Annotated in this window: 1 protein-coding gene; it reads left to right on the top strand. The window is 37.4% G+C overall.

All coding sequences use genetic code 11. The features are described 5' to 3' along the window. On the top strand, positions 1-230 hold a 230-nt coding region (locus tag SB775_RS34395), incomplete at both ends, for a thymidine kinase (RefSeq protein WP_486360750.1).

Raw genomic sequence — 230 nt, 5'->3', positions numbered from 1 at the left:
ATAGTGAAGAAGATGTTGTATCACATAATGGATTAAAGGTTAAAGCAGTTCCTGTTTCAGCTTCAAAAGATATATTTAACCATGTAACAGAAGAAATGGATGTTATTGCAATCGATGAGGTACAATTTTTTGATGGGGACATTGTGGAAGTGGTGCAAGTATTGGCAAATCGTGGCTATCGTGTCATTGTAGCTGGATTAGACCAAGATTTCCGTGGTCTACCATTTGGA

This window comes from Peribacillus sp. SIMBA_075 (assembly GCF_046534585.1).
The sequence above is the reverse complement of the archived record's forward strand: the minus strand, read 5'-3'. Positions and strand labels throughout refer to the sequence as shown.